This window comes from Streptomyces nidicola (genome assembly GCF_050106155.1).
Lineage (GTDB): Bacteria > Actinomycetota > Actinomycetes > Streptomycetales > Streptomycetaceae > Streptomyces.
The window spans coordinates 6416024-6441222 of record NZ_JBNBPI010000001.1 but is presented as its reverse complement, the minus strand read 5'-3'; the positions used below and the strand labels follow the sequence as shown (position 1 = coordinate 6441222).

The window sequence follows — 25199 nt, the reverse complement described above, 5'->3', positions numbered from 1 at the left end:
CCACTGCAGGTCGCCTCAGTCAACGGTGGGGCAGGGGCGGGGCGCATGCCAAGGGGGGCAAACAGGTGACCTTCGCGGCGCTGCGGCGGGCAGGATGTGCCGCATGAACACGAAGAGCACAGGGACCGTGCGGCACATCGGTGACGAGGAGCGGCGCGCCCGGCTCGCCCGCGCGCACCGCCTCGCCCCCGCGGCACGCGCGGACCGCGCCGAGGACGTCGCGCGCTCGCTCGTGGCGCTGCACGGCACGGATCCGGCGACCGTGTATCTGGCGGTGGGGGCGCGGCTCGCGGAGCCTTCCGGGACGGTCGCGGACGTCGAGCGGGCGCTGTACGAGGACCGCAGCCTGGTGCGGATGCACGGGATGCGGCACACGGTGTTCACGTTCCCGGCGGAGCTGGCGGCGACGGTGCACGCGTCGACCGGGCTCGCGGTGGCGGCGAAGGCGCGGGCCGGGCTGCTCAAGGACCTCGCGGGCGGCAGCGACGGGCGCCTCACGCCCGAGTGGCTGGCGGAGGTGGAGGCGTCGGCGCTGGCCGCGCTCGAGCGGCGCGGGGAGGCGACGGTGACCGAACTCGTGGCGGACGAACCGCGGTTGAGGGAGCAGTTCACGTACGGCAGGGGCAAGAGTTACGAGGCGGAGCAGACCGTGTCGTCGCGGCTCATGCGGGTGCTCGGGGTGGAGGGGCGGGTCGTACGGGGCCGGCCGCTCGGCTCGTGGACCTCGACGCAGTTCCGGTGGGCGGTCGCGCCGCCGCATCCGGAGCTGCCGGTCGCCGAGGCGCAGGCGGAGCTGCTCGGGCTGTGGCTGGGGGCGTGCGGGCCCGCCACGGAGGGGGACCTCAAGTGGTGGACGGGGTGGAAGGTCACGGACGTACGCAAGGCGCTGGCCGCGGTGGGGGCGGTGGCGGTGTCCCTGGACGGCGGCGGCACGGGGTACGTGATGGCCGATCAAGTGGACGCGCCCGAGGGTGACTTGGAGCCGTGGGCGGCGCTGCTTCCGGGCCTCGACCCTACGTCGATGGGCTGGCAGGAGCGGGACTGGTACTGCCCGCCGGAGCTGCGCCCCGCGCTCTTCGACGGCAGCGGCAACATCGGGCCCACGGTGTGGTGGGGCGGGCGGATCGTGGGTGGGTGGGGGCAGGGTGCGGGGGGTGAGGTGGTGTGGCGGTTGTTGGACTCGTCGGGTGGGCGGGCCGCGGAACGGGCGGTTGCCGCGGAGGCGCAGCGCCTTGCGGCGTGGCTGGGTGGGACCCGGGTCACGCCGCGGTTTCGGACGCCGTTGGAGAAGGAGTTGGCGTCGTCCTGATCTCGGGCCGCGACGGGGCGGGGGTCGCGGGGCTCTGCCCCGGACCCCGCGCCTCAATCGCCGGCGGGGCTTGATTGAGTTACCGGCTGTAACGCATCAGCGCCCGCACCATGTGACACGTCGTGTCCGACGGCGGGTGGATACCTACGCGTTCGGCCGTGGCGCGGATCTTGCGGTTGTGGGCCTGGTTGGGGAGGTAGACGCCGGAGTCGAGCAGGGCTATCGCCAGGCGCATGGCCTTCAGGCGGCGGTTGTGGGTGATGTACCAGTCGCGGGGGCGCCCCGGCGGGAGCGGCCTCTTCGCGAGTGGCGTGTACGGCAGATCGAACAGCAGCGGAGCGGCGGCAGCGGGCACAGGCATCCTCCTGTCGCGGACGTCCGAGAGCCCCCGTAGCCCTCGAACACTGCTTCTATTCTACTGCCACCCACTGACAAAAGCCGCTGGCCAGAGCCCAGTTGAGGGGCGCCGCACGACTTCACTCGCGTACCGTTGTCCCCATGGAGATCTGGATCAACCCGGCCTGCTCGAAGTGCCGCAGCGCACTCACCCTGCTCGACGCGGAGGGCGCCGACTACACGGTGCGCCGCTACCTGGAGGACGTGCCGACGCCCGACGAGATCCGCGCCGTGCTCGGCCGGCTCGGCCTGGAGCCGTGGGACATCACCCGCACCCAGGAGGCCGACGCGAAGGAGCTCGGCCTGAAGGGCTGGGCGCGCGACGCGGACAGTCGTGAGCAGTGGATCGAGGCGCTGGCCGCCCACCCGAAGCTGATCCAGCGCCCGATCATCACGGCCGAGGACGGCACGGCGGTCGTGGGCCGCAGCGAGGAGTCGGTGCGCGAGGCGATGTCGCGGCGCTGAGCCGAGCGACAGACCCCGGCTTTGAGTGTTCGGGTTCGACTGCTCGTACGTAACGGCGTGCGCAACAACGTGCATCTCACGACAGGAGGCGCGCATGTCACGCAGGAGAACTCTCGGCCCGAAGAAGCGGCTCGCCCTCACGACGGCCGCGGCGGTGGTCGCGGGCGGCGGGGCGTTCGCCCTCGCGGCCACCAGCAACGCGTCGCAGGTGGACCAGGGGGCCCAGGGCGGTGCGCAGAGCTCGGTCGCGTGCGACGGGCTGACCACCGCGCTCGCCAACAACCAGAAGTTCATCGACGGGCAGAAGGCGAACCCCGACGCCCAGTCCGAGGCCCGGATCGCCAACCGTGAAGCGGTGATCGCGGAGATCAAACGGAAACAGGAGGCCTCCGGATGCGATACGGGGGCGGAGGCATCCGCCCCCGCTTCCGCCTCCGCCTCCGCCTCCGCTTCCGCCCCCGCTTCCGCACCGGATGCCTCGGCCCCGGCCGCCTCCGACCAGGCCGCCGCCTCCGGTGAGCAAGTGTGTGCCGGGCAGCAGGTGACGCTTTCCGGGGAGGGCGGGGCCCCGGCCGCGTCCAGCGATCAGTTCCCGGCGGGCACACAGCTGAAGGTGACCAACCTCGACAACGACAAGTCCACGACCGTCGAGGTCACCTCCACATCGGGGTCCTGCGCCCTGCTCAACAACGCCGCGTTCGAGCAGGTACGGGAGCCCGGCAAGTTCCTGATCCGCAACGCCCGCATCGAGAAGGTGGGGTAACGGCGCCGGCGCAGGGCGTATCGCATACAAGCCCACGGGCCACTTCCCGCCCCGCACCGCTCAGGTAACACGGGGTTCACAAACGAGCAACGGCCGAGAAACCCCCTGGTGACAGAGTTCCCGGCAGTTCGAGACCCGCGTGAATGAGGAAGTGGCCCGTGACCTTCAAGGCTGAGTACATCTGGATCGACGGCACCCAGCCGACGGCCAAGCTCCGTTCGAAGACCAAGATAATCGCGGGTCAGCCGCAGGGCCTGGACACGCTTCCGGTCTGGGGCTTCGACGGCTCCTCCACCAACCAGGCCGAGGGCCACGCCTCCGACCTCGTGCTCCGCCCCGTCGCCCAGTACCCGGACCCGATCCGCGGCGGCGACGACATCCTCGTCATGTGCGAGGTCCTGAACATCGACATGACGCCGCACCACTCCAACACGCGTGCCGCGCTCGCCGAGGTCGAGGAGAAGTTCGGCTCGCAGGAGCCGATCTTCGGCATCGAGCAGGAGTACACCTTCTTCGAGGGCGACCGCCCGCTCGGCTTCCCGGTCGGCGGCTTCCCCGCCGCGCAGGGCGGCTACTACTGCGGCGTCGGCACCGACGAGATCCACGGCCGTGACGTCGTCGAGGCCCACCTCGAGAACTGCCTGAAGGCGGGTCTCGCCATCTCCGGCATCAACGCCGAGGTCATGCCCGGCCAGTGGGAGTTCCAGGTCGGCCCCGTGGGGCCGCTGGACGTCTCCGACCAGCTGTGGATCGCCCGCTGGCTGCTCTACCGCACCGCCGAGGACTTCAAGGTCTCCGCGACCCTCGACCCGAAGCCGGTCAAGGGCGACTGGAACGGCGCGGGTGCGCACACCAACTTCTCCACGAAGGCGATGCGCGAGGGCTACGACGCGATCATCACCGCGTGCGAGTCGCTCGGCGAGGGCTCCAAGCCGCTCGACCACGTGAAGAACTACGGCGCCGGCATCGACGACCGCCTCACCGGTCTGCACGAGACCGCCCCGTGGGACGAGTACAAGTACGGCGTCTCGGACCGCGGCGCCTCGGTCCGCATCCCCTGGCAGGTCGAGCGCGACCGCAAGGGCTACATCGAGGACCGCCGCCCGAACGCCAACGTCGACCCGTACGTCGTGACGCGGCTGCTCGTCGACACCTGCTGCACCGCGCTCGACAAGGCCGGCCAGGTCTGACGGCGCCGGCCGGGTCCGAATCCGGCCGCATCCGGCCATTCGCTTCGGGAGGGTGTCCACATTGTGTGGGCGCCCTCTCGTTTGCGTGACGCATCTGTTTCAATGAGGGCATGGCCAGTCTTTACCGGAACAGCAGCTCGTGGGGTCGTCGGCACGACCTCGAGCCGTTCTGGCCGTCCCGCCAGCACCACGATTTCGACCGTGTGTGTCGCCGCGTGAGGAACGCGCGGGCCCTCTAAAGCCGTTGCCCCGGCCGCCACGGCCTTCGGCCCGCGCGCATGACGTACGTCCTGCTCCCCGACGTCCTCTCGCGCGAAAAGAGTTCATCATGGCTCCTGCCCTTCTGACCGACCCGCTCATCTCCGTCGACACCGCCTGCCGCACGGTGCACGTCGCGGGCCGCCAACTCGACCTCACCTACCTGGAGTTCGAGCTGCTCGCCCACCTCGTCGGGCATCCGCACCGCGTGCACACCCGCGACACCCTCGTCCACACCGTGTGGGGATACGGGCATGTGGGCGACGGCCGCACCGTCGACGTCCATGTCGCCCGGCTGCGCCGCAAGCTCGGCGCCGAGTACCGGGACACCATCCGTACGGTGCGCCGCGTCGGCTACAAGTACACGCCACCCACCGGCAGTTGAGGTGAATTCCGGGGGCCGATTGAACAGGGTCGGCCCCCGTTGCGTACGTAGTCCCATGGGACGCACCTCACGCAAACGGCGCTCATCGCTGACGACGCGCATGACCATCGCGTCGGCCGCACTGCTCCTGGGCGGAGGTGGGCTGGTCGCGGTCAACGTGTACGCGTCGGCCCACGAGGACTCGGCCGACGGGCAGGACGCGGGCAGCGGGACGCAACAGACACAGCAGACGCAACAAGTGGCCACCATCGACTGTCCGGACGTCGGCACCGAACTGTCCGACGTTCCGGACGGCGCCCGAGACGAGGTCGACGGTGAACTCGCCACTCTGGACAGCCAGATCACGCAGGCGTACAAGCGGCTCGCCTCGACGCGGGACGCGGCCGCGCGGGACCCGCAGTTCGTGCGGAACAGCATCATGGATCCGCTGAAGAAGAACCGGGGCGCCATTCTCGAGCGCATCCGCCTGGAGATGGAGCGCCGCGGCGGGCAGGCCCCCGACGGCATGAACGACATGGCCGAGTGCACGGCCCAGCCCCAGGAGGGCGAGCAACAGCCCCCGGACGGGCAGGGCGACGGCTCGGACCAGGGCGGCGGCGACCAGGGCGGCGACCAGGCAGGTGGCGACGGCCAGGCCGGCGGGGACCAGGGCGGCGGCGACCAGCAGCAGGGCAACGGCGGACAGGCCGGCAACGGCCCCGTGGCCGCCGACTTCGCCGACATCACCAAGGTCCAGCCCAATGTCCAGAAGCCGCAGAATGGCGACAACGCCTCCACCGGCACCTTCACCACCCGCTGCGGCGTCAACGACAACAAGAAGTTCAACACCGACAACCTCATCGTGGCGCCCGGCGTGACCAACGGCGCGCACCACCTGCACGACTACGTGGGCAACCAGGACAACGACGCCTTCTCCAGCAACGACGACCTGGCGAACGCCGACACCAGCTGTCAGAACCAGGGCGACAAGTCGACGTACTACTGGCCGGTGCTGCGCCTCCAGGACGGCACGAAGGACTTCGACGCCGACAAGGACGGCGGCGGCAAGGAAGGCAACGTCGGCAAGGTCCTCCAGGCCCAGAAGGCGAGCATCAAGTTCGTCGGGAGCCCGCAGAGCGACGTCGTCGCGATGCCGAAGTTCCTGCGCATCATCACCGGTGACGCCAAGGCCTTCACCAACGGCACGGCGAACGCGAACGCGCACTGGAGCTGCACCGGCTTCGAGGACCGTCAGCTGACGGACAAGTACCCGCTGTGCCCCGACGGTTCGAAGGTGGTGCGCAGCTTCGCGTTCCAGAGCTGCTGGGACGGGCAGAACATCGACAGTGCCAACCATCGCACTCACGTGGCATTCGCCGACCAGGCCGGTAACTGCCCGCAGAATTTCAAGGCCATCCCGCAGCTGAAGATGCGCCTGGTGTACGACGTGCAGACGCCGACCATCGAGAACGGGCAGGTGAAGAACCCGTTCGCCGTGGACGGCTTCCCCGAGCAGCTGCACAAGCCGATCACGGATCATGACGACTTCATCAACGTCTTCGACGACCAGACCATGCAGAAGGTCGTGGACTGCATCAACAAGGGCGATCGCTGCACCTGAGCGATCGCCCCACCCCGGCCGCTGCGCGGCCGGCTCAGCGGCGACCCTCGTACCCGGAGAGCTACCCCTCCTCGTGACCCCCACCACCACTACTCCCCGTGTGGTGCGAGGCGGGCCTCTCCAGGGTCCCGCCGAGCCGGCCGCGCAGCTTCGTGAGCTGTGCGGCGCCACCGACCGCGATCCACTTGGGTCCGACGAGGTAGACGCCGCCGTAGTCGTTGGCCTGGTCGAACCACTGGGCCTGGCCCTTGTCGGTGGTGAAGGTGGCGAGAATGTAACGTCCGTCTCCCGCACCGCAGTTGGCCTGCCGGATGTCGGCCGCGTCGGTCTGGATGTCGGGGCGGCAGCCCGCCTCCTTCGCGAGGTGTTCCAGGCTCCCGGAGGCCGTACGGGGGATCTTCGGCGTGTCGTCCTTCGGGGCCCCGCCGGAGCCGCCCGAGCCGCATCCGGTCGCGGCCGCGAGCAGTACGGCCGCCGCCGCCAGCATCTTCCTCATTGCGTTCTCCTGTCCCGTACGTTCCGTTGCTACCGTGCGCCGCACCAACCGCGACGCAAGGGGGGTACACGTATGTCCGCACCATCGCGACGCACTGTTCTCGGCACGACGGCCGCCATCGGCCTCGGCACGGCCCTGGGGGCCGGTGCTCCGGCCGCCCAGGCGGCTCCGCGGCCGATTGCCGCGGGCCGGGCGCCCGTTCTTGATACGGCTGAGGCGCGCGCGGCACTCAACCGTCAACTGCCGCACCACGCGGACCAGTTCCGTCTCAGACTGCTGGCCGCGAGCGGCACGGAGGACCGTTTCCGGGTGACCGGGACGCAGGGCCGCATCACGGTGTACGCGACGACCCCGGCGACGCTGCTCGCCGGGGTCCACTGGTTTCTGAAGTACGAGTGCGGGGCGCACATCGCCTGGAACGGCTCCCAGCTGGACCTGCCGGACCGCCTCCCGGCGCCCTCGAAGACGCTGGAGCGCAGCACCCGGCTCCCCCACCGCTTCGCGCTGAACGACACCAACGACGGCTATACGGCGCCCTTCGCCGACTGGTCGTACTGGGAGCGCGAGATCGACATCCTCGCGCTGCACGGCTGCAACGAGGTGCTGGTCATCGCGGGCATGGAGGCCGTCTACCACCGCGTGCTGAAGGACTTCGGCTACAGCGACGAGGAGGCGCGGTCCTGGCTGCCCGCCCCCTCCCACCAGCCGTGGTGGCTGCTCCAGAACCTCTCCTCGTACGGGGGTCCGCTCTCGCCCGAACTCATCGAGAGACGCGCGGAGTTGGGGCGAAGAATCGTCGACCGGCTGCGTGCGCTCGGCATGAAGCCGGTGATGCCCGGCTACTACGGGCACGTGCCGAAGGAGTTCGTTGCGCGGGGCGGCGGGGACGCGCACGTGGTGCCGCAGGGCACGTGGCACGGCTTCGAGCGGCCGGACTGGCTCGACCCGCGCACCACGGCCTTCGCGCGGGTGGCGGAGTCGTTCTACAGGCACCAGAAGGACCTGTTCGGCGGGATCGGCGCCTTCAAGATGGATCTGCTGCACGAGGGCGGCACGGCCGGTGACGTGCCGGTCCCGGACGCGGCGCGCGGGGTCGAGGCGGCGCTCCAGAAGAACCGGCCGGGCGCGACGTGGGTGATCCTCGGCTGGGAGGCGAACCCGCTGCCCGAGCTGATCGACGCGATCGACAAGAAGAAGATGCTGATCGTGGACGGGGTGTCCGACCGGTTCACCTCGGTCACGGACCGCGAGAAGGACTGGGGCGGCACCCCGTACGCGTTCGGCACGATCCCCAACTTCGGTGGCCGTACGACGATCGGGGCCCGCGCGCACATCTGGGAGCAGAAGTTCTTCGCGTGGCGCGACAAGGCGAACAGCGCGCTGGCCGGTACGGCGTACATGCCGGAGGGCACCGACCGGGACCCGGCGGCGTTCGAGCTGTGGTCCGAACTTGCCTGGATGGACGGCAAGTTGGACCGGGCGGCCTGGTTCGCCTCGTATGCCGACTTCCGCTACGGGCGCCGCGACAAGGACGCCCGCGCCGCCTGGCAGGCGCTGCACGAGACGGCGTACCAGCACAAGGCCGTCGAGCGCTCGGACCCGCACGACTCGCTCTTCGCGGCCCGCCCCGACCTCGCAGCCGACCGCGCCTCCTACTACGGGCCGCGCGCCCTCGCCTACGACCCGGGCCGCTTCGACGCGGCGCTCGCCGGACTCCTCGGCGTGAGCGGGAAGTCGAGGGGCAGCGCGGCGTACAAATACGACCTCGTGGACGTGACGCGGCAGGCCCTCGCGCACCGCAGCCGCCAGCTCCTGCCGCAGCTGAAGGCGGCCTACGCCGACAAGGACCGTGCCACCTTCACGGCGCTGTCGACGCTGTGGCTGAAGCTGATGCGGCTCTCGGACGACGTGACGGGCACCAACTCGGCGTTCCTGCTGGGCCCTTGGATCCAGGACGCCCGGAACCTCGCCACGAACGACGCCGAGCGCGCCGAGTTCGAGCGCTGCGCGAAGGCGCTCATCACAGTGTGGGGCGACCGGGCCACGTCCGATCCGGGCAATCTCCACGAGTACGCCAACCGCGACTGGCAGGGCCTGATCGCCGACTTCTATCTGCCGCGCTGGCAGAAGTGGCTCGACGAACTGTCCGACGCGCTGGCCGCGGGCCGGGAGCCCGCGAAGGTCGACTGGTTCGCGTTCGAGGAACCGTGGACGCGCGAGCGCAAGGACTATCCGCTGCGGGCGTACGGGGACCCGTACCGGACGGCGTCACGGGCCCGCGACGTCCTCGCGCGCGCCCCGTACCAGGGCTCCGTGACGGTCACCGCCGAGCCGCCCGCCTTCCCGCCGGGCGGGCACGCGCGCGTGGTGGCCACGTTCCGCAATGTCAACGGGCTGCGCGCGACCGGCCGCGTCGACTTCGAGCTCAAGGGCATCGACGCCGAGCCCACGGGCGCCACCTCGCTGCCGGGCGTGGCTCCGGCCGGTGAAGGCACGGTGACCTGGGAGGCGAGCGCGCCCGGCACCCCGCTCGACAAGCCGCTGCGCCCGCTCCGGTACACGATCGACGTCCGGTACGGCCCGGCCGGCGAGGAGCGGGTCACCCACGTCCACAAGGGCACGCTGTTCGAGGCCGGGCCACTGGCCGACAGCTGGCGTACGTACAGCAACAACGCGGCGGTCTTCGGGCAGCTCGACGAGCGGTTCGCGATCGACGGCGGCGGCGCCGACCTGTGGAAGGGCACCGCGGAGTTCGGCGCGCTGTACCGCGCGAACGCGTTCCGCGACGGTTCGGTGGCGGTGGTGCGCGTGGACGCGCAAGCGGTGACGGGGCCGTGGGCGCGCGCCGGGATCATGGTGAGCAACTCGATCGGCGGCTCGGGGTCCCTGGGCTTCGCGAATCTGTCGGTCACGCCCGCCAACGGCGTCGTCCTCTCCTACGACAGCAACGGGGACGGCACCCTCGACACGTACAAGCGGATCACCGGGATCAAGGCGCCGGTGCTGCTGCGGCTGTCCCGGGCGGGCGACTCGTACACCGGGGAGTGCTCGACGGACGACGGCGCCACGTGGCGGACGGTCGCGACCGTGCCCTCGCCCAGGCTCGCCTCCGCGCAGGGCGTGGGCATGTTCATGAGCGCGACGAACGGCGGGAACGGGACGCGGGGCACGGTGGAGTTCAGCGGCTGGAAGCTGAGCTGATCCGGTTCTCGTAACTCCGGTGACACCGGGGCGCCGCTGTGTGAGAGTGCCCCGGTGAGCACCGAGAGCAGTGACTGGGAAGAGCGGATCGCGGCCGCGTGGGCGACGATCGACGCCTACGACGAGGCCGGCGCGGGCGAGTTCCGCGCGCTCATCGACGGGCTCGCCGCGGAGCTGCCCGCAGGCAGCCCCGTCGCCCCGTTCGAGCGGGCCTCGGCCTTCGACTCGACCGGCCACTCCGACAAGGCGGTCCCGCTGTACCAGGAGGCGCTGCGCCTCGGCCTGAGCGGCTACCGGGCCCGCCGTACGAAGATTCAACTGGCCAGCTCACTGCGGAACATGGGGCGCCCGGAAGAGGGCGTCGCGCTGCTCGAACCGGAATTGACCGCTCCTGGCGACGAGTTGGACGACGCGGTGCGGGCCTGCCTCGCCCTGTGTCTGTCGAGTCTCGGCCGTGACAGGGAGGGCCTCGCCCTGGTGCTCGGCGCGCTGGCGCCCCATCTGCCCCGGTACCAGCGGTCGATGGCGAACTATGCGAAGGCGCTGGCCGTGTCCGAATAGGCCCGTGCGGGGAGTGACGGCTGTGACCATCCCACGATTCGCTCGTTCAGCTGAACGTGCAGTCAAAGGTGCAGCAGCAATCAACGCCCCCGTCCGCAGCGCCGGCCGCCGTCATCGACGTCGAGCAGGCCGAGGCCGCCCTGGTCGAGCACTACCCACGACTGGTACGGCTCGCGTACCTCGTGCTGCCGCCGGGCCTCGGCCGCAACCGCCGCGTGCTGACCGCCCACTCGGTCGTCCAGCGGGCCCTCCCCCGCGGCCGCACCGCGGACGCGCCCGCGCCGATCCCGGCCCAGCGCGACTCCGCGGGCCGCACCGGCGACCCCGGCTTCGCCTACGTACGCCTGAAGGTGCTGCGCAGCGCCCTGGACGCGGGGCTGCCGCTGCGCCGCATGGCCTGGCCCAAGCGGGCGCAGCTGCCGCCGCTGCTGCCGCAGGTGTGGGGCCTGCGGCTGTTCCCGAAGTCGGGCGGCGCCGATGAACTGGCCCTGGATCAGCAGCTTTCCGCGCTGAGCGGCCCCGCCCGCGCGGCCTACGTGCTGCGCGGCCTGGAGCGCCTCGACGACGCCGCCGCCCGCGCGGTCCTCATCGAGGCGGGCTGCACGCAGGAGGACGCGGCCGCGGCGCTCGCCGAGGCGCGCGGCCTCGCGGCCGACGCCGGGTCCTGCACGGAGCTCCTGGAGTCCCCCGAGTTCGACCCGTGCTCCCTGCACGCGCGGCCCACCGATCTGATGCGCCGCCGCCAGCACCTGAAGGCGGCGATCGCGGCGGTCGCGGCGACCCTCGTGTGCGGCGCGCTGCTCGGGCTGCCGGGCGAGGGCTGGGCCCCGGACGGCGCGGCGGCCCCGCCGTACGCGAAGAACCCTGCGGGTCAGGCGGCCCTGAATCCGGCGAAGCTGCGGAAGGTGTCGCCGTCCGCGTGGAAGACATCGGCCCGCACCGACTTCTCGGTGTGGCCCGCGCGCGGCTCGCTCACCGGGGACAAGGAGCTGCTTCGCAGGGCGCTCGCCGTGTGGGCGCGGCCCGGCGGCTCCGTGAAGGTCTCGGCGACACCGGGCACCCCGGCGGGCGCGCCGCCCGGACCGCCGCAGCTGCTGTACGCGGGCGAGCTCGACCAGGCCCGGGTCGTGCTGCTCTACGACGGGCTGCGCATCGTGCGCTACGCCGAGCCGAAGAGCGGCACGAGCGGCGCCGCGCTCGACTTCGCGCGGGTCGACGGGGCGGCGGACGCGCAGTCGAGCGCCGTGGTCATGGACCGGGCCGACGGCAACGTCCGCTATCTGACCGCCCCTTGGGTGGCCAGGGCCGCCACCCGCGACCTCCTGAAGCCGTCCGCGGGGGCGCGGGCGCTCTCACGTACGAAGGACGGCGTGACGGCGCCGTTCCCGAGCCCGGCGCTCGCGACGTCCTGCACGTCGTGGAACGCGCTCGCGCTGACCGACTCGACCGGCACCCGGCTCACCACCGACCTCGGCGAACTCGTGCCCGCGCACCTCACGTCCGGCAGCCCGGCCGAGCCCCGCGAGGCGCGGCCCGCGGACTGGGCGACGACCGCGTGCTCGCTCGCTGCGGCGCGTTCGCACGGGGTGCGCTCCGTCAACTCCTGGGCGTACGCGCGCCAGGCGCTGCCGGCGGCGAACGGGACGGCCGAGTGGTGGTGCACGCGGGCCGACACGTGGCGGGGCGGCGGTCCGCGCACCCTCGCGCTGTTCCGGGCGCCGGGGGCGGACTCGGCCGTCGTCGCGGCGAAGTCGCAGTCGTCGCCCGCGTGCGGGTCACGTGATCCGCAGGTGCTCGCCGGTGTGCGGTGGAAGTCGCGGGAGGGGGCGTGGTACCTGGTTGCCGCGGGCAGCCAGGGGGTGAACTCGGTGACCGCGGCGGGGCGGTCGTCCTCCGGGCGGATGCTTGCGGTGCGGGTGGCGCGGGGCGCGGATGTGTCGTTGTCGGGGCGGACGGCCCAGGGAGCGAAGGTTCAGCCCCTGAAGTAGCTCAGATCACAGGCGTGAAGAAAGTCGCGCACGAGGGGTGTCCACTCGTCCTACCCGTCAGTACATTGACGCCATGTCTAATACGCGCGTCCCGTTGAAGGCACGCCAGGTGTCGTTCGCCTGGGACAAGACGCCCCTGCACTGGCTGCCGGACGACCCGTTCAGCACGCACACCATCAACGTCCTGCACCTCCTGCTGCCGGCCGGCGAACGCTGGTTCGTGCACGTCTACAAGCAGGTGCTGCCGTACATCACGGACGAGCGGCTGCGCGAGGACGTCATCGGGTTCATCGGCCAGGAGGCCATGCACTCGCAGGCGCACGACGAGGTGCTGCCGCACCTGCGGGAGCAGGGGCTCGACCCGACGCCGTACACCGCCCAAGTCGACTGGTTCTTCGAGAAGTTGCTCGCCGACCGGACGCTGCCGCCGGGCAAGGCGCGGCAGTGGTGGCTGATGGAGCGGGTCGCGCTGATCGCGGCGATCGAGCACTACACGGCTTTCCTCGGCAACTGGGTGCTGAACGCCGAGGAGCTGGACAGGCGCGGCGCCGACCCCACGATGCTGGACCTGCTGCGCTGGCACGGCGCGGAGGAGGTCGAGCACCGGGCGGTGGCCTTCGAGCTGTTCGAGCACCTCGACGGCAGCTACCGGCGCCGGGTGCGTACCTGGGCCACGGCCTTCACCGCGCTCGTCTTCCTGTGGCAGCGCGGCGCGCGGTTCTTCATGGAGAACGATCCGACGCTGCTCGACGGCAAGGCCTCCTTCAAGCAGTTCTACCAGGGCGGGAAGCGGGGCGTGCTGCCGACGCCCGGCGCCATGGCGCGCTCCATCCCCCGCTATCTGAGCCGGAGTTACCACCCCGACCAGGAGGGCGACACCGAGCAGGCCGTCGCCTATCTCGCCTCGTCGCCCGCCGCGACCGCGGCCGAGGCCCGGGAGGCCGCACGGCAGGGAGCCGCCCGATGAACGGACGTACGCTGCGCAAGGCCGTGGTCGTCGCCGGCGCCGCTTACGTCGTGCGGCGGGCCATGCGGCGGCGCGTGCAGCGCTCACCCCTGTGGCCGCTGCCCGCGCTGGAGGAGCCGACGTCGGGGCGGCCGCGGGCCCGCGCGCTGAACCTGCTCGTCACGCGACACGAGCAGGTCGCCGAGGGCGTCGCACAACTCCGCCTGGAAGGCCGGGACTTGCCGCCATGGCGACCGGGCGCACACCTCGATCTCGTACTCCCCTCCGGACTCGTACGGCAGTACTCGCTGTGCGGCGACCCCGAGGACACGTCGTCGTACACCGTCGCCACGCGGCTGATCCCGGCGGACGAGGGCGGGCGCGGCGGGTCGCGCGAGGTGCACGAGCAGGTGCGGGAGGGCATCGAGGTCGAGGTGCGCGGTCCGCGCAATCGCTTCCCCCTCGACGCGGCGGCACCCGCGTACGTGTTCGTCGCGGGTGGCATCGGCATCACCCCGATCCTGCCGATGCTGCGGGAGGCCGCGGCACGGGGAGCCGACTGGAAGCTGCTGTACGGGGGCAGGTCGCGGGCCTCGATGCCGTTCGTGGAGGACGTGGAGAAGCTGGGTGGCGGGGCCGCGGGCCGGGTCACGGTCGTGGCGGAGGACGAGGACGGGCGGCCCGACCTCGCCGCCGCGCTCGCAGACACCGCACCCGGCACGGCCGTGTACTGCTGCGGCCCCGAGGGCCTGTTGGCCGCGGTGGAAGTGGCCCTCCCCGAGCACTGCACGCTGCACAACGAACGGTTCACGCCACGCAATTCGACCGAGGGTAACGGCCCGTTCGAGGTCGAGCTGCGGCGCAGCGGCAAAGTGGTGGACGTGTCCGCCGGCACGACGGTGCTCGCCGCGGTCCGCTCGGCCGTGCCCGCGACCCCGTACTCCTGCGAGCAGGGCTTCTGCGGAACGTGCCAACAGCGCGTCCTGGAAGGGGAGATCGAGCACCGCGACGAGTTGCTCACGGATGCCGAGCGCGCCGACTCGATGCTGATCTGCGTTTCGCGGGCGCGTGGCGAGCGCCTGGTTCTCGACCTGTAGTGCGAGCGGGCGGGGACGGTGCGCGGGGGGCGGTTGGCAGGCCGGAATCGCTCGGTAGAGTGTTCGGCATGACTACCGGGGTGCGGCGCAGGATGGGAGTCGAGGAGCGGCGGCAACAGTTGATCGGGGTCGCACTCGAACTGTTCAGCAACCGCTCCCCCGATGACGTCTCCATCGACGAGATAGCGGCCGCCGCGGGCATCTCGCGGCCGCTGGTCTACCACTACTTCCCGGGCAAACTCAGCCTGTACGAGGCCGCGTTGAGGCGGGCGGCGCAGGATCTCGCCGAGCGGTTCGAGGAACCGCAGGAGGGGCCGCTCGGGGCGCGGCTGCTGCGCGTGATGGGCCGCTACTTCGACTTCGTGGACCAGCACGGGCCGGGGTTCTCCGCGCTGATGCGGGGTGGGCCCGCGGTCGGCTCTTCGGCGACGAACGCGCTGATCGACTCCGTCCGACAGGCGGCGTACGTGCAGATCCTCGCGCATCTGCGGGTGGCGGCGCCCTCCGCCCGCCTCGAACTCGTCGTCCGCTCCTGGATATCGCTCGCCGAGTCGACGGCGCTGATCTGGTTGGACGGCCGCCGCATTCCCCGCTCGGAGCTCCAACTCCAGCTCGTCCACGACTTCGCGGCGCTTGCGGCGGTGAGTGCGGCGTACGACGAGGAGATGGCGGGGCTCCTCCGGCACATCCTCGCGGACGAGCCGGTGGACGGTCCCTTCGCGGCCCTCATCACCCGCCTCGCGGCGCTGGCGCCGTCCCCCGGGGTCCCGGCGGCGGGCTGAGGCGCAGCGTCAGGCGGCACCGGGGGCTGACCGTGCCGTGGTGGACGTGGTCCGCGCTGTTGGGCGGCACCAGGGTCTCACCGTGCCGTGGTCGACGCCTCCCGCCCTGGGTGCGCCGCACCGGGGCTTGGGGCTTTGCCGGGGTGGCCACCCCGGCGTTCGGCGCGTGGCACCGGTCCTTGTCCGGCTGCGCCGAGGTGGGCTCAGTGCACGGCACCGACCCCTGTCCGGCTGCACCGGTGCCCGGTCATCTCCCACCGCCCGCCCCCTCCGGGGGCTTCGGCCCGTCCCGGGGCCCGGATTGCTGCGCCGGAGCGGGGCCCGTCGTAAGGGGTGCGCGGCACCGGGGTCCCGCCGTGCCGCAGTCGGCGCCTCCCATCCTGGGTGCGCGGCACCGGGTCTTGGGGCTTAGCCGGGGTAGGCGCCCCTGCGCTCGGCACACGGCACCGGTCCTTGTCCGGCTGCGCCGAGGTGGGCGCCCTTGCGCTCAGCGCCCGGCACCGGTGCCTGTCCGGCTGCACCGGTACCCGCTCATCCCCCCTCCGGGGGCTTCGGCCCGCCCCGGGTCCAGGTCGCGGCGCCGGGGCGGAGCCCGTCGTAAGGGGAGCGCGGCACCGGGTCTTGGGGCTTAGCCCGGGTAGGCGCCCCTGCGCTCGGCACACGGCACCGCCCCCTGTCCGGCTGCGCCGGTGCCCGGTCATCTCCCACCGCCCGCCCCCTCCGAGGGCTTCGGCCCGTCCCGGGGCCCGGTTCGCCGTGCCGGGGCCGGCGCCTGTCGTGATGGTTGCGCGGCACCGGGGTGCCGCCTTGCCCACCCTGCCGCCCCAGGCGGCAGATTGCCCAAGGCGGGGCAGTACCGACCGCGATGAGGAGGAGCCGGGGGGGCGCCCGCTGATTAACCGAGGCGGGGCAGTACCGACCGCCACAGGTGGGGGCCGTGCTGGCGGCGGATTGCCCGAGGCAGTGACGGTCGACCGCAACCGGGGGAACCGTGCCGGGCGGCAGATTGCCCAAGGCGCGTGCGGCCGAACGCAACGGGTCGGAAGCCGGGGTGGGCGTTACCCCAGGCGGGCCGGCGTCGACCACAGCGGGCGGGGTGTCGCGGCTGGCGGAGTTGCCCACGGCGGGGCGGCATCGGTCACGGCAGGGCGGGGGGCCGTGGCCGACGGCGGATCGCCCAAGTCGGGTGCGGCACCCCGTCGGGCCGACGCCCCCGGAGGGGGCGGGCGGGTGGGAGATGGGCGGTGGATGGCAGATGGGCCAGAGCCGGGCGATCGCCTGCGGGTGGGCAGGACAACCCCCGCGGCGGGTGGGCAAATCAAGCCCCGCTCCGGGTGGGTAAATCATGCCCCGCTCCGGGTGGGTAAATCATGCCCCGCTCCGGGACGAGACTCGCGGAGCCCCGTGTCCGTAACGCCGGTTCGGCGAAATCAGCCCGCCCGGGGCGCGGCACCGGACCGTAACGCCGGTTCGGCACAATCAGCCCCGCTCTTGGACGGGAGCCCGCGAGGTCCGGGGCGGAGCCCCGTGGCGTGGGAACGGGTAGCCCGCTCCCGACGTCAGGCGCCGACCGCGGAGCGGTACGTCGGATCCAAGTCCCGCACCTCGGCAGAGAAATGCACGCCCGCCGGCTCCTTGACGTGCACCGGAAGCGCCACCAGAACCGCCTCGGCGAGCGCCGTCTTCGCCTCCGCCGTACGCCCCGCCAGCAACGCGATCTCCACGTGCACGAGGGAGGCGGGCCCCTCCCCGACCACCGTGGTCCCGACCTCGCGGAACCGCGTCTTGCACGCGGGGATGCGCGCGGCCACGGTGTCGACGGCCGCCTGGTGCACGGCCGCGGCGAGCCCGGCCCGGTCGAGGCGGTCGTCGAGGTCCGCGGAGTGGTCGACGGTGATCTGCGGCATGGGGCCCTCCGAGGTGTCGTGGTGCGTGCGCGCACGCGTGTCGGCGCCAACCTTCACCCGGAAGCCCCCGCCCGCACAATCACGTCCCGCCCAGCGGACGCACCACCGAACACCACGAAGCGCACCGCACCACCGGGCCCCCGGAACGCACCGCACCACCGGACACCCGACACCCGACACCGCAAAGCACCCCACACCGCCGAACACCGGCACCACAAAGCACACAGCACCGCCAGACACCCAGCACCCCGACACCGCAAAGCACGCCCCACCGCCAAACACCCGCACCGCGAAGCACGCCCCACCACCGAACACCCGGCACCGCGGACCACGCCACACCACCGCACACCCGGCGTTCGCCGCACCACCAAACACCCAACCCCCGAACACCGCAAAGCGCCCCGCACCACCAAACACCCGGCCCCCGGCCCCCGCCCCAACACCCCCTCACCTCACCGCAAAGCCCGCCGCACCGCCAACAGCGCGATGTCGTCCGCCCGGTCGCGGCCGAATCTCGCGAGGAGCGCATCGCACAGGTCGTCGGGTGCGGCAGGCGCACCCGCGGCGGCGTGGCGCAGTTCCTCCATGGATACGGACAGATCGGTGCCGCGGGTCTCGATGAGGCCGTCGGTGACCATGAGGAGGCGGGCACCGGGGGCGAGGTCGAGCACGGTGGGTTCGGGGTGCGGCAGGCCGAGCCCGAGCAGCGGCCCCGCCGCGTCCGCGTACCGCGCCGCGCCGCCGACCGGCACGATCAGCGGCGGGATGTGCCCCGCGTTGGCCACCCGCGTACGGCCCGTCGCGGGGTCGACGAGGGCGAGGCAGAGCGTGGCGGTGAGCTGTGGGTGGTAGTGCTGGAGCAGCCGGTCGAGGCGGGTCGCCAGGTGGGCGGGGCGCGGGTCCTCCAGGCAGTAGGCGCGCAGCGCGTGCCGGAGCTCGACCATCACCGTGGCCGCGTCGAGCGAGTGCCCCACGACGTCGCCGACGCCGACGAGCACGCCCTCGGGGGTGGGCAGCGCCGCGTAGAAGTCGCCGCCCATCTCGGCCTCCTGGGAGGCGGGTTCGTAGCGGAAGCCGATGTCCAGGCCGGTAAAGGCGGGCAACACGGAGGGCAGGAAGTTGTGTTGCAGCGTGTGGGCGACATGCCGCTCCTGCTCGTACAGGACGAGGGGTTCCGCGGCGAGCGCGATGGCGCGGGCGAGTTGGGCGACGAGCGGCCCCGTCCTGCCCTCCGGGTCGGCGAAGTCGGGCGTGGCCAGACAGACGGGGAGCCGGCCGTCGCGGGTGCGGGAGAGGGTGAGCCGTGCGCCGCCGGGCCCGAAGTACGCCTGCGGCCACGCGGTCCCGGGCCGCAGCGTGGTGCGCACGCCGCCGGGCCCGCAGCTGATCCGCCGCACCAGCTCGACGGCCCGCTCGCGCGCGGCGGCGTCGGGCCCCGCGGGCGCCGCCGCGCTCCGGGACAGGCCCGTGTGCACCGCGCCGTGGTCCCCGAGGACGAAAACGGCGGCGTCGCCCCCGGTGAGCCGGGCCGTCGCTGCGGCCGCCGTCCGGGCGAGCTCGGCGAGATCGCGGGCGCCCTGCACGTCGAGGACGACCCGGGAGAGCAGCGTGAGATGGTCGAACTGGGCCTGGGTGTCGGTGAGTTCGCGGGCCCCGCGGATCGCGGCACGTACGACGGCGCGGATCTCCTCCGGTTCGGCGGGCACCGTCAGATAGGCCTCACCGCCCGCGTCGAGCGCCCGGCAGCGGTCCGCCGGCGCGGAGGGGCGGGCCGAGAAGTGCACGACGGGAATCCCGGCGAGCGAGGGTAGCGCCTTGACCCTGCGGCACAGCTCGAAGCCGCTGAGGTCGGGAAGTCCCACGTCCACGAGCGCCACATCGGGCAACTCCCCTGCCCGCAGCCGCACATCGAGCTCGACGAGGGCCTCGCCCGCGGAGCCGACCGGGACGACGACATGGCCCGCCCGGCTCAGGACGGCGCCCAGCGCGTACCGGCTTGCTGCACTGTCGTCGACCACCAGGACGGTGCAACCGACGTCGGTCCCAGGTCTCTGAACCTTGGCGTTCACGAGCAGGCCCCTCGCTGAGCCGGAGCGGCGCGGGCCCCCCTAGGGTCCTTCGGACGGGTCCTGCCGAAGTCGCGGGGACCGGCACGCACCGGATCCCGCTCGCCGGCACCGAACATGTGCGGCCACCCACGCGCTGCCACCGCAACCGGCCCGACCCGTCAGAAGGACCCTCGGCTCGCCGGACCAAACTACCGCCGGACACCCCCTCGGCGACCTGCCGTTCGTCCGGTTCACCGTTCCGGGTGGCGGTGGCCCAACCCGGCTTGCCCGCCCGGTACTTCCCGTTCGGTGGGCAATGCGGCGAGTGACGGGTAAGGTCGCGTCCCGTGACCGCACGCCTTGCCGACATCGCAGCACAAGCGGGGGTCAGCGAAGCGACCGTCAGCCGTGTGCTCAACGGAAAGGCGGGGGTCGCCGCGGCCACCCGCCAGTCCGTCCTCGCCGCCCTCGACGTGCTCGGCTACGAGCGCCCCGTGCGCCTCAAGCAGCGCAGCGCGGGACTGGTCGGCCTCATCACCCCGGAACTCGAGAATCCGATCTTCCCGGCGCTCGCCCAGGTCGTGGTGCAGGCCCTGACCAGGCAGGGTTACACCCCGGTCCTGGCCACCCAGACCCCCGGCGGCTCCACCGAGGACGAGCTCACGGAGATGCTCGTCGACCGCGATGTCAGCGGCATCATCTACGTCTCCGGGCTGCACGCCGACACCACCGCCGACCCGCAGCGCTACGAACGCCTTCGCGGCCAGGGCGTCCCCTTCGTACTCGTCGACGGGTACGCGCCGGCGGTCGCGGCGCCCTTCATCTCGCCGGACGACCGGGCCGCGTCCCGGCTCGCCGTGACGCATCTGCTCTCGCTCGGCCACACCCGGATCGGCCTGGCCGTGGGTCCGCGCCGCTTCGTGCCCGTACAGCGGAAGATCGAGGGCTTCGTACGCACGATGGCGGAGCGGCTGGACCTGCCCGAGGACGAGATCGAGCACGACTTCGTGCAGCACTCGCTCTACACCTTGGAGGGCGGGCAGGCCGCGACCTCCGCGCTGCTCGACCGGGGCTGCACCGCGGTGGTCTGCGCGAGCGACATGATGGCGCTCGGCGCGATCAGGGCGGTCCGGGAGCGCGGCATGGACGTGCCGAAGGACGTCTCCGTGGTCGGTTTCGACGACTCTCCGCTGATCGCGTTCACCGATCCACCGCTGACCACGATCCGCAAGCCGGTGCACGCGATGGGTCAGGCGGCGGTGCACACGCTGCTCGAAGAGGTCGGCGGCACGCCCGCGCCCCGAAGCGAATTCGTGTTCATGCCGGAGCTGGTGGTTCGGGGGTCCACGGCCGCGTCAGCAGCGGTGTCCGTAGGGGTTCGGCCTCGTCCGTAGGGCGTAGCGGGTGCGCCCGTGACCCGCCCAAGGGATGATCGGTCGGGGGGTCGGAATCTGGCAGACTCTGTGCCTATGGGTGAAACGACCGTGACGACACGTGAAGGCCGAAAAGAGGCCACACCGTCACCCATCGCGGAAGACCGCGCCGGGCGTCGCCTTCGGGTGCCGCGGCGTCCGCGGCTCTGGTTCGAGATCCTGCTGATCGCGGTGAGTTACTACACGTACTCGCTGATCCGCAACGCGGTCCCGGAGCAGAAGGCACAGGCGCTGCGCAATGCCGACTGGATCTGGCGGGCGGAACACAGCCTCGGGATCGCGGTCGAGCAGACCATCAACCACGCCGCCAATTCGGTGAGTTGGCTCATCGTGGGCATGAACTACTACTACGCGACACTGCACTTCGTCATCACGCTGGGCGTCCTGGTGTGGCTGTTCCGCTGCCATCCCGGCCGCTACGCGGCGACCCGTCTCGCGCTGTTCGCGACGACGGCGGTCGCCCTCGTCGGTTATTACTTCTATCCGCTGGCGCCGCCGCGGCTGATGGGCGGCGGCCACTTCGTCGACACCGTCGCGGTGCACCAGACCTGGGGCTCGATGGCCTCGGGCAACCTGAAGAACATGTCGAACCAGTACGCGGCGATGCCGTCGATGCACATCGGCTGGTCGCTGTGGTGCGGCATGACGATCTTCGCGCTGGCGTCGGTGCCGTGGGTGCGGGTCCTCGGGCTCGTGTACCCGACGCTGACCCTGGTGGTCATCGTGGCGACCGCGAACCACTTCTGGCTGGACGCGGTGGGCGGCGTGCTGTGCCTGGCGTTCGGGTTCGCGGTGGCGCGGGCCTGGTACGGGGCGCTGCCGTACGCGCTGCCCCGGCTCGTGGCGCCACCACTGGTGCCGGTCAAGGCGTAGGTGGGGAACGGGGGCGTCGGGCGCCCCCGTTCCTTTGGGCTCAGGCGCCCCGGTGCGTGATCCGGCCGTCCGTCACGGTGAGGACGACGGGGGCCTCGGCGACCTCGTCCGCGGGGGCCGTGACCGGGTCGAGGCCGAGCACGGTGAGGTCCGCGCGCAGGCCGACCGCGATACGTCCGCCTTCCGCCGCCTGACCCGCGGCGATCGCCGCGTGCGAGGTGACGCCCTCCAGCGCTTCGAGGCCGGTGAGCCCCTGCGCGGGCCCGGCCGCGCCCTCCGGCACCCGTGCCATGGCGAGCACCTTCCGGGCGTCGTAGTGCGCGATCGGCCAGTCCGAGCCGAGCGCGAGCACGGCGCCCGCGTCCCGCAGGTCATGGGTGCGCCAGGCGCGGGCGGCGCGGGCGTCACCGAGCCGCTTGGACCACTCGTCGCTGTGGTCGCCCTTCGTGTACGCGGTGTGCGGCGGCTGCATCGACGCGGCGACGCCGAGCGCGGCGAACCGCGGGATCGTGTCGTCGGGCACGGACTCGATGTGCTCGATGCGGTGCGCGTTCCGGCCGCTCTCCCCCAGCGCCTCGATGGTGTCGAGGGCGTGCCGGACGGCGGCGTCACCGATGGCGTGCGTGGCGGTGCGCACCCCGGCGGCGTGCAGGTGTCGTACGGCGGCGCTGTACGCGGCCGGGTCCGGCCAGAAGGCGTCCGTCCCCTGCCCGTGGCAGTCGGCGTGCTCCAGCCAGGCGGTGCCGCCCTCGACGGTGCCGTCCATGAAGAACTTGACGCCTCCGACCGTCCAGCGCCTCCCGCCCCGCTTCTGCAGCGCGACGAGCTCGTCGAGCCCGGCCCGGTCCACGCCCGGCATGCACCAGGGCGAGACGGTGAGGCGCAGCGGCAGGTCCGTCTCCTCCTCGACGGCGGCGAGCAGGTCGAGCCCCGACCCGTCCATGACGTGGGCCCCGGTGAGCCCGGTGGCGGCCATGGTGCTCAGCAGCTCGACGAGTCCGGCTCGGCGGTCCTGGTCCGAGGCCCGGGGCGCGACCTCGTAGACCAGGTCCATGGCGGCGTGCTCGACGAGGTACCCGGTGGGCCGCCCCTCGCCGTCGCAGACGACCTCGGCCCGCTGGGCGAAGGACCGCGGCCCGGTGATCCCGGCGGCGTCCAGGGCGGCGCCGCTGACCAGCGCGGAGTGGCCGTCGTACAGGCGCAGGAAGGCGGGCGCGCCGCCGAGTACGTCCTCGATCAGCTCGCGGTGGATGGGCCGGCCCTCGAAGGCGTTGTGGTCGAGCCCCCAGCCGACGACCCACCCGCCGAGCCGGTCCGCTGTGCGCAGGGCGGCGCGGAGGGCGTCGAGGTCCTGTACGCCGCTGAGGTCGACGCCGGTCGCCATCTCCAGACCCCAGACGGGGTGGCTGTGGGAGTCGACGAGGCCGGGCACCACGTGGGCGCCGGCGAGGTCGAGCCGTTCCGTGCCCGGTCCTGCCCAGTCCCGTACGAGGTCGTCCGTGTCACCGACCGCCGCGATACGGCCTCCGGCCACGGCCAGGGCGGTTGCCTCCGGCTGGGTGGGGTCGAGGGTGCGGATGTGGGTGTTGGTGAGGAGGAGGTCGGCGGATGGCATGGGTGCGGGTGACTCCGTTCCGTTTCGGGGTTCGCGGGGGTGGGTGGCTGGTGCGGTTCGCGTCGGCGGGTGCGGTTTTGGCTGTGGCCGGGTTCTTTGCGCCGTTCCCCGCGCCCCTGTCGGGGCACTCTTCGCGTCGGAGGGTGCGGTTCTGTATGTGGCCGGGTTTTTTGCGCAGTTCCCCGCGCCCCTGAAAAGCAGATCCCTGCGGCCAGGTGGACTTCAAGTCCCGCTCTTGGACGAGAGCCGCGGGGCCCGGGGCGGAGTCCCGTTTTCCAGCCCCGCCGGCGATTGAGGCGCGGGGGGGCTGGGGCAGAGCCCCGGTCTTTCAAGCCCCGCCGGCGTTTGAGGCGCGGGGGCCGGGGCGGAGCCCCGTGGCGGAGGAGCGTCACTGGCCGAACCGGGCGTAGACCTCCGGGCGGGAGCGGCGTAGGCGCCAGGCCAGGGCCAGGCCCAGGACGAAGACTGCTGGGGCCACCGCCAGGAGGATCCAGTTGACCAGGGGGGACGCGCCCGTGAAGAGGTCGATGTGGGTGGCGACCAGGGCGATCGCCACCCCCAGGAGGAGCGTCGCGGCGACCGGCGCGACGATCGTCCGCAGCGCGCCCTCCTGGTGCGTGATCCGGCGGAAGAAGAACGGGACCGCGAGCGCCGCGAGGAGTTGGAGGGCCATCAGGCCCAGCATTCCTGGGGTGTTGACCCACAGTAGGAGCTGGTCGTACGGGTCCGCCCCGGCCGCCCAGAACCCGAGCACGACGACCGCGCCGAGAACGGTCTGGGCCAGCCCGGCGACGTACGGCGAGCGGTGCTTGGGGTGGATGCGGGCGACGGCGCGCGGCAGGACCCCCTCGTCGGCGAGAGCGAGCGCGTACCGGTTGATCGCGTTGTGGAAGGCGAGGAGCGAGGCGATGACGCTGGTGACGATGAAGACGTGCATCAGGTCCGCCGCCCAGCCCCCGACGAACGTGGTGATCGCGGTGAAGAAGAGGTTCGCCGGGTCGCTGCCCGCCGCCTCGACCACCTCCGCGTCGCCGAAGGACTGGATGGCGATCCACACGGTGAACGCGTAGAAGAGGCCGAGGAACGCCACCGCGATGTACGTGGCGCGGGGCACGGTGCGGTCCGGGTCGCGGGCCTCGCGCCGGTAGATGACGGTCGACTCGAACCCGGTGAACGCGGCGAACGCGAAGGCGAGGACCGCGGCCGTGCCGGGCACGAGGACGTTGCCGGGCGCGAAGGAGGCCAGGGAGAGGCCGTGCGCGCCGCCCTTGAGGAGCACGCCGCCCGCGAGGAGCACCAGGATCCCGGTCTCCGCGACCAGCAGCACGCCCAGCACCTTCGCGCCGAAGTCGATCGAGCGGAAGCCGCCGTACCAGATCAGGACCAGGCCCACGAGGGAGACCGGCAGCCAGGGCACGTCCGCGCCGAACAGGGAGTGCACGGTGTCCTGGGTCGCCGAGCCGAGGAGCCCGTAGACGCCGATCTCCATGCCGTTGTAGCCGACCATCGCGAGCAGCGCCGCACCGATTCCGGCGGGCCGGCCGAGGCCCTGCGTGATGTACGAGTAGAAGGCGCCGCCGCCGGTGACATGGCGGCTCATCGCGGTGAAGCCGATGGCGAAGACGGCGAGGGTGATGCCGGCGAGCAGGTATCCGGCGGGCGCTCCGACGCCGCCGAGCGCGATGGCGATGGGCGCGACGCCCGCCATGACGGTGAGCGGGGCGGCGGCGGAGATCACGAAGAACGCGATGTCGGACGTGCCGAGGGTGCCGGTGCGAAGGCCGGTCGACGCGCTCGGCGGTGCTGCCTTCGTCTGCGTCTTCGTCTTCGTCTTCGGGGAGGTCACGGGCATGCGGCAGGAAGCCCCTCTGGAGGACGGCCCGCAC

The 25199-nt window shown here is 72.2% G+C and carries 20 protein-coding genes; 14 read left to right on the top strand and 6 right to left on the bottom strand.

Annotation, left to right across the window (positions count from 1 at the left end; genetic code table 11):
- The first annotated feature begins 94 nt into the window (after positions 1 to 94).
- The gene (locus tag ACOKM3_RS29070) at positions 95 to 1309 is read left to right on the top strand and encodes a winged helix DNA-binding domain-containing protein (protein WP_426903976.1); all 1215 of its coding nucleotides are present in this window, start codon (positions 95 to 97) and stop codon (positions 1307 to 1309) included.
- Between the two features lie 79 nt (positions 1310 to 1388).
- On the opposite strand, the gene ACOKM3_RS29065 is transcribed toward ACOKM3_RS29070, so the two are convergent.
- The gene (locus ACOKM3_RS29065) at positions 1389 to 1670 is read right to left on the bottom strand and encodes a hypothetical protein (RefSeq protein WP_426903975.1); all 282 of its coding nucleotides are present in this window, start codon (positions 1668 to 1670) and stop codon (positions 1389 to 1391) included.
- Positions 1671 to 1807: 137 nt separating this feature from the next.
- Between ACOKM3_RS29065 and ACOKM3_RS29060 the strand changes: the two genes are divergently transcribed.
- The 5 genes from ACOKM3_RS29060 (at position 1808) to ACOKM3_RS29040 (ending at position 6366) form a co-directional block, all read left to right on the top strand.
- Complete coding sequence (locus ACOKM3_RS29060; RefSeq protein ID WP_327663669.1) at positions 1808 to 2170, top strand: arsenate reductase family protein; 363 nt, start codon at positions 1808 to 1810, stop codon at positions 2168 to 2170.
- 94 nt (positions 2171 to 2264) lie between these two features.
- Positions 2265 to 2933 carry an RlpA-like double-psi beta-barrel domain-containing protein gene (locus tag ACOKM3_RS29055; RefSeq protein ID WP_426903974.1) on the top strand — a complete coding sequence of 223 codons (669 nt, stop codon included), beginning with the start codon at positions 2265 to 2267 and terminating at the stop codon, positions 2931 to 2933.
- 158 nt (positions 2934 to 3091) lie between these two features.
- Positions 3092 to 4123 (top strand): glutamine synthetase, encoded by a 1032-nt coding sequence (gene glnII / locus ACOKM3_RS29050; protein WP_426903973.1) that lies wholly within the window; start codon positions 3092 to 3094, stop codon positions 4121 to 4123.
- 139 nt (positions 4124 to 4262) lie between these two features.
- Positions 4263 to 4766, top strand: coding sequence for a winged helix-turn-helix domain-containing protein (locus ACOKM3_RS29045; protein WP_426903972.1), 504 nt, complete (start codon positions 4263 to 4265; stop codon positions 4764 to 4766).
- A 55-nt stretch (positions 4767 to 4821) separates the two neighbouring features.
- Complete coding sequence (locus ACOKM3_RS29040; protein WP_426903971.1) at positions 4822 to 6366, top strand: DUF1996 domain-containing protein; 1545 nt, start codon at positions 4822 to 4824, stop codon at positions 6364 to 6366.
- 61 nt (positions 6367 to 6427) lie between these two features.
- Here the strand turns inward: ACOKM3_RS29040 and ACOKM3_RS29035 are convergent, their stop codons facing one another.
- Positions 6428 to 6862, bottom strand: a complete 435-nt coding sequence (locus tag ACOKM3_RS29035) for a hypothetical protein (protein WP_426903970.1) — start codon at positions 6860 to 6862, stop codon at positions 6428 to 6430.
- 72 nt (positions 6863 to 6934) lie between these two features.
- On the opposite strand from ACOKM3_RS29035, the gene ACOKM3_RS29030 reads away from it, so the two are divergent.
- The 6 genes from ACOKM3_RS29030 to ACOKM3_RS29005 all read left to right on the top strand — a co-directional run bounded on the left by ACOKM3_RS29030 (position 6935) and on the right by ACOKM3_RS29005 (position 15437).
- On the top strand, positions 6935 to 10063 hold the full coding sequence (locus ACOKM3_RS29030) for an alpha-N-acetylglucosaminidase (protein ID WP_426903969.1): 3129 nt from the start codon (positions 6935 to 6937) through the stop codon (positions 10061 to 10063).
- Between the two features lie 54 nt (positions 10064 to 10117).
- Positions 10118 to 10624, top strand: coding sequence for a tetratricopeptide repeat protein (locus ACOKM3_RS29025; RefSeq protein WP_426903968.1), 507 nt, complete (start codon positions 10118 to 10120; stop codon positions 10622 to 10624).
- A gap of 68 nt (positions 10625 to 10692) precedes the next feature.
- On the top strand, positions 10693 to 12612 hold the full coding sequence (locus ACOKM3_RS29020; protein ID WP_426903967.1) for a hypothetical protein: 1920 nt from the start codon (positions 10693 to 10695) through the stop codon (positions 12610 to 12612).
- Between the two features lie 73 nt (positions 12613 to 12685).
- The gene (locus tag ACOKM3_RS29015; protein ID WP_426903966.1) at positions 12686 to 13579 is read left to right on the top strand and encodes a metal-dependent hydrolase; all 894 of its coding nucleotides are present in this window, start codon (positions 12686 to 12688) and stop codon (positions 13577 to 13579) included.
- Positions 13576 to 14655: a PDR/VanB family oxidoreductase gene (locus ACOKM3_RS29010; RefSeq protein ID WP_426903965.1), complete on the top strand. Its 1080-nt coding sequence runs from the start codon at positions 13576 to 13578 to the stop codon at positions 14653 to 14655. The genes ACOKM3_RS29015 and ACOKM3_RS29010 overlap by 4 nt, the downstream gene beginning before the upstream one ends.
- Before the next feature lie 68 nt (positions 14656 to 14723).
- Positions 14724 to 15437 (top strand): TetR/AcrR family transcriptional regulator, encoded by a 714-nt coding sequence (locus tag ACOKM3_RS29005; protein ID WP_426903964.1) that lies wholly within the window; start codon positions 14724 to 14726, stop codon positions 15435 to 15437.
- 1559 nt (positions 15438 to 16996) lie between these two features.
- Here ACOKM3_RS29005 and ACOKM3_RS29000 read toward each other — a convergent pair.
- Complete coding sequence (locus tag ACOKM3_RS29000) at positions 16997 to 17344, bottom strand: 5-carboxymethyl-2-hydroxymuconate Delta-isomerase (protein ID WP_426903963.1); 348 nt, start codon at positions 17342 to 17344, stop codon at positions 16997 to 16999.
- Positions 17345 to 17796: 452 nt separating this feature from the next.
- Complete coding sequence (locus ACOKM3_RS28995; RefSeq protein ID WP_426903962.1) at positions 17797 to 19413, bottom strand: SpoIIE family protein phosphatase; 1617 nt, start codon at positions 19411 to 19413, stop codon at positions 17797 to 17799.
- 326 nt (positions 19414 to 19739) lie between these two features.
- Between ACOKM3_RS28995 and ACOKM3_RS28990 the strand changes: the two genes are divergently transcribed.
- Both ACOKM3_RS28990 and ACOKM3_RS28985 read left to right on the top strand, forming a co-directional pair.
- Positions 19740 to 20786 (top strand): LacI family DNA-binding transcriptional regulator, encoded by a 1047-nt coding sequence (locus ACOKM3_RS28990; protein ID WP_426903961.1) that lies wholly within the window; start codon positions 19740 to 19742, stop codon positions 20784 to 20786.
- Between the two features lie 75 nt (positions 20787 to 20861).
- Positions 20862 to 21698 (top strand): phosphatase PAP2 family protein, encoded by an 837-nt coding sequence (locus ACOKM3_RS28985; protein ID WP_426903960.1) that lies wholly within the window; start codon positions 20862 to 20864, stop codon positions 21696 to 21698.
- Positions 21699 to 21738: 40 nt separating this feature from the next.
- Here the strand turns inward: ACOKM3_RS28985 and ACOKM3_RS28980 are convergent, their stop codons facing one another.
- The gene (locus ACOKM3_RS28980; protein ID WP_426903959.1) at positions 21739 to 23313 is read right to left on the bottom strand and encodes an amidohydrolase; all 1575 of its coding nucleotides are present in this window, start codon (positions 23311 to 23313) and stop codon (positions 21739 to 21741) included.
- Positions 23314 to 23701: 388 nt separating this feature from the next.
- Complete coding sequence (locus ACOKM3_RS28975; RefSeq protein WP_426903958.1) at positions 23702 to 25165, bottom strand: APC family permease; 1464 nt, start codon at positions 25163 to 25165, stop codon at positions 23702 to 23704.
- Between the last annotated feature and the right edge of the window lie 34 nt (positions 25166 to 25199).

What these genes read in the sequence shown, in the direction of transcription:
- ACOKM3_RS29030 (WP_426903969.1), top strand. Translation starts at nt 6,935, where the DNA reads ATGTCCGCACCATCGCGACGCACTGTTCTCGGCACGACGGCCGCCATC.
- ACOKM3_RS29070 (WP_426903976.1), top strand. Translation starts at nt 95, where the DNA reads ATGTGCCGCATGAACACGAAGAGCACAGGGACCGTGCGGCACATCGGT.
- ACOKM3_RS28985 (WP_426903960.1), top strand. Translation starts at nt 20,862, where the DNA reads ATGGGTGAAACGACCGTGACGACACGTGAAGGCCGAAAAGAGGCCACA.
- ACOKM3_RS29005 (WP_426903964.1), top strand. Translation starts at nt 14,724, where the DNA reads ATGACTACCGGGGTGCGGCGCAGGATGGGAGTCGAGGAGCGGCGGCAA.
- ACOKM3_RS29000 (WP_426903963.1), bottom strand. Translation starts at nt 17,344, where the DNA reads ATGCCGCAGATCACCGTCGACCACTCCGCGGACCTCGACGACCGCCTC.
- ACOKM3_RS29040 (WP_426903971.1), top strand. Translation starts at nt 4,822, where the DNA reads ATGGGACGCACCTCACGCAAACGGCGCTCATCGCTGACGACGCGCATG.
- ACOKM3_RS29035 (WP_426903970.1), bottom strand. Translation starts at nt 6,862, where the DNA reads ATGAGGAAGATGCTGGCGGCGGCGGCCGTACTGCTCGCGGCCGCGACC.
- ACOKM3_RS29010 (WP_426903965.1), top strand. Translation starts at nt 13,576, where the DNA reads ATGAACGGACGTACGCTGCGCAAGGCCGTGGTCGTCGCCGGCGCCGCT.
- ACOKM3_RS28975 (WP_426903958.1), bottom strand. Translation starts at nt 25,165, where the DNA reads ATGCCCGTGACCTCCCCGAAGACGAAGACGAAGACGCAGACGAAGGCA.
- ACOKM3_RS29015 (WP_426903966.1), top strand. Translation starts at nt 12,686, where the DNA reads ATGTCTAATACGCGCGTCCCGTTGAAGGCACGCCAGGTGTCGTTCGCC.
- ACOKM3_RS29055 (WP_426903974.1), top strand. Translation starts at nt 2,265, where the DNA reads ATGTCACGCAGGAGAACTCTCGGCCCGAAGAAGCGGCTCGCCCTCACG.
- ACOKM3_RS29060 (WP_327663669.1), top strand. Translation starts at nt 1,808, where the DNA reads ATGGAGATCTGGATCAACCCGGCCTGCTCGAAGTGCCGCAGCGCACTC.
- ACOKM3_RS29065 (WP_426903975.1), bottom strand. Translation starts at nt 1,670, where the DNA reads ATGCCTGTGCCCGCTGCCGCCGCTCCGCTGCTGTTCGATCTGCCGTAC.
- ACOKM3_RS28980 (WP_426903959.1), bottom strand. Translation starts at nt 23,313, where the DNA reads ATGCCATCCGCCGACCTCCTCCTCACCAACACCCACATCCGCACCCTC.